Source organism: Halopseudomonas yangmingensis, assembly GCF_900114825.1.
GTDB lineage: Bacteria > Pseudomonadota > Gammaproteobacteria > Pseudomonadales > Pseudomonadaceae > Halopseudomonas > Halopseudomonas yangmingensis.
Window position 1 is genome coordinate 1 of record NZ_FOUI01000031.1, and the last position, 4,491, is coordinate 4,491.

The 4,491-nt window shown below is 50.8% G+C and carries 6 protein-coding genes; all 6 read left to right on the top strand.

The genetic code is table 11. From position 1 onward, the window contains the following. The first annotated feature begins 171 nt into the window (after window positions 1-171). The 6 genes from BMZ23_RS14575 (at window position 172) to BMZ23_RS14600 (ending at window position 4,380) form a co-directional block, all read left to right on the top strand. Window positions 172-1,724, top strand: a protein-coding gene (locus BMZ23_RS14575; protein ID WP_093479029.1) for an IS3 family transposase whose coding sequence is annotated in 2 segments (ribosomal slippage) — window positions 172-634 and window positions 634-1,724 — 1,554 coding nt in all. Because the reading frame shifts where the segments join, the coding sequence is not laid out codon by codon here. A 93-nt stretch (window positions 1,725-1,817) separates the two neighbouring features. Next, window positions 1,818-2,132 carry a transcriptional regulator gene (locus tag BMZ23_RS14580; RefSeq protein ID WP_093479031.1) on the top strand — a complete coding sequence of 105 codons (315 nt, stop codon included), beginning with the start codon at window positions 1,818-1,820 and terminating at the stop codon, window positions 2,130-2,132. Beyond that, window positions 2,125-2,424 (top strand): helix-turn-helix domain-containing protein, encoded by a 300-nt coding sequence (locus tag BMZ23_RS14585; RefSeq protein WP_093479033.1) that lies wholly within the window; start codon window positions 2,125-2,127, stop codon window positions 2,422-2,424. Before BMZ23_RS14580 ends, BMZ23_RS14585 begins: the two co-directional genes overlap by 8 nt. Before the next feature lie 133 nt (window positions 2,425-2,557). Then, window positions 2,558-2,899, top strand: coding sequence for a hypothetical protein (locus BMZ23_RS14590; RefSeq protein ID WP_093479035.1), 342 nt, complete (start codon window positions 2,558-2,560; stop codon window positions 2,897-2,899). Beyond that, window positions 2,899-3,651, top strand: a complete 753-nt coding sequence (locus BMZ23_RS14595; protein ID WP_093479037.1) for a hypothetical protein — start codon at window positions 2,899-2,901, stop codon at window positions 3,649-3,651. The genes BMZ23_RS14590 and BMZ23_RS14595 overlap by 1 nt, the downstream gene beginning before the upstream one ends. Before the next feature lie 72 nt (window positions 3,652-3,723). Further along, the gene (locus BMZ23_RS14600) at window positions 3,724-4,380 is read left to right on the top strand and encodes a PDDEXK family nuclease (RefSeq protein WP_218143623.1); all 657 of its coding nucleotides are present in this window, start codon (window positions 3,724-3,726) and stop codon (window positions 4,378-4,380) included. The last annotated feature ends 111 nt before the right edge of the window (window positions 4,381-4,491 follow it).

Genomic DNA, 4,491 nt, shown 5'->3' on the forward strand with positions numbered 1-4,491 from the left:
GGGACGTCCAACACTCCGTTGCTTTTGTGTTGTCGCTACGCTCCTTTATAACACAAAAGCAACTCCACGTTGGCCGCTCCTTATGGCGGCGTTAACCCCCCCGGTGTCAGGATAGTTGTCGCCTGATCGGATTTACCACACTGATACATCGGGGGCGGAAAGAGAGCTGTAATGCCGCGTTATTCACCTGAACGTAAAGCCGCTCTGCTGAAGAAGCTGCTACCCCCATTGAGTCTGTCCGTGCCTGAGGTTGCCCGCCAGGAAGGCATCAGTGAAGTGACCCTGTATGCTTGGCGCAAACAGGCCAAGGCAGAAGGAGCCGTTGTGTCAGGACACAGGAAGCTCTCCGATGATTGGCCCGCTGAGGCCAAGTTCGCTGCGGTACTGGAGACCGCGACCCTCTCGGAAATCGAGTTGAGTGAGTACTGCCGTCGCAAAGGGCTGTACCCCGAGCAAGTCGTTGCGTGGCGCCAGGCGTGCATCACTGGTCAGCTCAGTGCCCAAGCGCAACGTCAGGCTGAACGGGCACAGGCGCGGATCGACAAGAAGCGTATCGCCGAGCTTGAGCGCGAGCTGCGGCGCAAGGACAAGGCGCTGGCGGAGACCGCTGCCATCCTGGTGCTGCGAAAAAAGCTCAATGCCTACTGGGGGGACGACAACGAGGACAGCTGACCTCGTTGCCAGAACGGCAACAATTCGTTGACTGGTTGACCGAAGCCGTAGCCAGCGGAGCCCGCAAGGCGTTGGCTTGTGCTGAGCTAGGGGTATCCCTGCGCACCCTGCAACGCTGGACAGAAGGGGAAGTCATGCAAGCTGATGCACGCACCACCACAACACGCGCCACGCCGCCCAATGCCCTGAGCCAGGGCGAGCGCGAGGCTGTTCTGGCTGCCTGCAATCATCCGGACCATGCCAACCTGCCACCCAGCCAGATCGTGCCCAGGCTGGCAGACCAGGGCTGCTATCTGGCCTCGGAATCAACGTTCTACCGCGTACTGCATGCCGCTGAACAGCAGAACCGTCGTGGCCGCAGTCAGACACCGAACAAGCCTGCAGCGCCGACTACGCATGTCGCTACGGGCCCCAACCAGGTATGGTCATGGGATATTACCTACCTGCCCTCAAGGGTACGCGGGCAGTATTACTACCTGTATCTGATCGAAGACATCTACTGCCGTAGCGGCGTGGGCTGGGAAGTCCATGAGCAGGAAAGTGGTGAGCTGGCAGCCAAGTTGCTGCAACGCAGCGTTATCAGTGAGCAGTGTCTGTTCATGCCATTGGTACTGCACTCGGATAACGGCGCGCCAATGAAGTCGCAGTCGCTATTGAGCAAGATGTACGACCTGGGCATCACTCCTTCAAGGGGGCGTCCGCGCGTGAGCAATGACAACCCGTACTCGGAGTCACTGTTCCGGACACTGAAATACTGTCCACAGTGGCCCAAGGACGGCTTTGCTGATCTGAATGCAGCACGGGCCTGGGTAAGGGACTTCATGCGCTGGTACAACCATGAGCACCGGCATAGCCGGATCCGCTTCGTCACGCCAGCGCAGCGGCATCGTGGAGATGATCAGGACATACTGGCGCGACGGCATGCGCTGTACCAAGAAGCCCGTGCCCGGCACCCTGAGCGCTGGTCAGGTAAGACTAGAAACTGGGAGCCCATTGGGGCAGTGATGCTCAACCCGGACAAGGAGCTACTGCAACAAAAAGAGGCAGCATAAAAAACACTGCCGACGCGACAACTACCTTGAAAAACGCCGAACCCTTTCAATCGCCACCTTGCAAAAGTCCGTCAATGACGTATATTGGTGGGCATGTTTACCATCATCGAAACCCCTACATTCGAAGCAGATGCCAGAAAGATCTGGACTGAGGAGGAGCGGAATTCGTTCTTTGCCTGGCTGGCAGCTAATCCGGAAATTGGCGATCCCATTCCTGGTAGTGGTGGATGTAGGAAGGTTCGATGGTCTGTCGCGGGCTCAGGGAAGCGTGGTGGAGTGCGAGTCATCTACTTCACCAGATTGGCAAATGGTGAGATCTGGTTGTTGGTGATCTACAAGAAGGCCGTTAAGGAGAACATACCCGCGCATATCCTGAAGTCGATTCGTGAGGTATTGGAAAATGAGTAACGAGACTCTGAGTGATGAGGAGCTTGGTAACAAGCTGCTCCAATCTGTTAAAGAAATGAAAGCGGGCAAAGCTGCACGAGTCAGTCATGTGGAGCCAAATGAGGTTGCAGAGGCGCGTGGCAAGACCGGCCTCACACAGCGAGAGTTTGCCGAGGTACTACACATTTCACCGCGTACGTTGCAGGAATGGGAGCAGGGGCGACGTAAACCCTCCGGCCCGGCAAAGGCGCTCATCGAGATTGCGTTTCGCCATCCGGAAGTGATTCGAGAAGATCTTGAGCTCAGGGGTTAACAAGTGGCTGTTGTCGGACGCGCCTGCGCTGGTGCTCCGGCACGCCGCAAAGCCAGGCGTTATGCACCTCTGCGACGCAATCTGTCGCTCAGGTCGCGTAAGCTGAAAGAGCAATGAGCAAAAAGGAAAAGGTATGTCAAATTTCGATCAAAATTTTGAAGCTACACGTCTTGCCTCGTTGGCCGAACAATATTCAGACATTGTAAAAGTTACAGGAGAGGTGGTTTTCCGTGCGGAAGCTGATGATGACCGCTTGAGTGGTACTTCTTGGACACTTGAAGAAGATATTTTCGATCAGGTTACGGAGTCTGGTTTTAAGCTGCATCTGATTGAGCTTCTCGATGATTTTATTGCACACCGAGGCCAATGCAATGAGTTGCCCAAAAAAGAAGGGATAGTTCGTTTTGGTGATGGTGATTTGAGCATTGAGTGGTTGCCAGATGGCTCAACTCACCTTTCCAAAGGAGACTCGTAATGGAGGCACTGCTTGATGAGTATGGTAGAATTTTAAAAGAGCTAAAATTTGACTTATTTAACCATAATGAAGATAAGTACTCTGGTGTATTCTTGCCTGTCCCGTTTGATGAGTACTGGAGCTCTAGCCTAAAAATAATGTTGGTTGGCCGAGAAACTGCTGGTTGGAATACAGACAATCAAAAGAATACAATCAAGCGTGTAGCAGAGTTTTCTGAAAATAATAAAATTTCCTATCTTTTGCAAGAGGCCACTGGGCGTTACAAAAGACATCTACCAGTGAGTAAAGACGGGAAAGTTATTACAAAAACTCGAAGTCGTTTTAAGCAGTACTTTTTTCGGCTGGCGAAGGAGCTTGAAGTTAACCCTGAGTCAATTATTTATGGGAATTTATTTGCTTGGGATTACAACAAAAAAAGCCCTAGAACACGCCCGAAAAATGAGCTAAAAGAAATAACAGAAGTTTCTAAAAAGCTTCTTGCAGCTCAGATAAGGTGCTTGAGGCCAGACGTGATTATTTTTGCTGCTGGCTTTGTTGGTGTTGATCAAGTAATAAGGGATCTATTCGAAGAGAACTTTAGTGGCTATGAAAATGGCGAAGTTATATCTGGGAAATACTGGGAGTTTAAGCCAGTTGACGACGAATTTTCAAATATTGAATGTTTTAGAATTGCTCACCCTAGAGCAACGCATGGACATGGAGAGTTCCGAGAAAAAGTGATTCAGAGTATTAAAGCTCGTGCTGCTGGCTAATAGTTCGCATAACAAAGCATTGCAGCGGACAAGCCGCTGAATGCGGCGTTATACGCTTACAAGGAATCCGAAGTGCTTTATAGAATCGAAGGTGACAATGGTGTATTTGAGAAAATAGAGCCGGTTGAGTTCAAGGATTTCTCTAGTTTTGGAAAATTAGAAAAAGACTTAGAAAATCTCATCGCGCAAAACATATTAGATATTTTGTTTGAAGACGCGAAATTAATGCCGATTTTTCAAGAGCGGCAATGGCAGTCCGAAGCCGACATATATGCACTTAACGAGACGGGCGAACTAGTAATTTTCGAGCTTAAAAGAGCCTCAGCAGGAGACGGTGCAGTCCAGCAAGCCCTGCGGTATGCGCAAGACTCCGGACAATGGACTTACCAAAAGATTGAAAGAAAATATCAAGAATACAGCAACTCGAAACTATCTCTAGTAGACGCCCACAGAGAAGCATTTAGCCTAGAACACAAGCTAGAGCCTAAAGAAATAAACAAAAAGCAGCATCTAATAATAATAGGCAGCGCCGCAGATGACTCCTTGATTTCAGCGGTTGACTATTGGAAGAAAAGTGGTGTCTCAATAGAGTTTCTTCCGTATAGAGTTTACGAGCTAGGCGGAGAAAAGTATTTTGAGTTTTTCGCTCCGCCATACGATAGGCACAAAAACCCTAGGGAAACGCTGCACAAATCAGCCATCCACCTGAGTGTCCAGCCCCGAGTATAATCACCAGACACTGCCACTACCTCAGCCAAGCCACCCGATGAAGCAGATCACCTTCGCCCAAGCCGAGCATCAGAACAAGAAAAAGGTTACCCGCCGGGAACGCTTCCTGGC

Coding starts and splice junctions, on each gene's coding strand:
- BMZ23_RS14580 (WP_093479031.1), top strand. CDS start 1,818: ATGTTTACCATCATCGAAACCCCTACATTCGAAGCAGATGCCAGAAAG.
- BMZ23_RS14585 (WP_093479033.1), top strand. CDS start 2,125: ATGAGTAACGAGACTCTGAGTGATGAGGAGCTTGGTAACAAGCTGCTC.
- BMZ23_RS14590 (WP_093479035.1), top strand. CDS start 2,558: ATGTCAAATTTCGATCAAAATTTTGAAGCTACACGTCTTGCCTCGTTG.
- BMZ23_RS14595 (WP_093479037.1), top strand. CDS start 2,899: ATGGAGGCACTGCTTGATGAGTATGGTAGAATTTTAAAAGAGCTAAAA.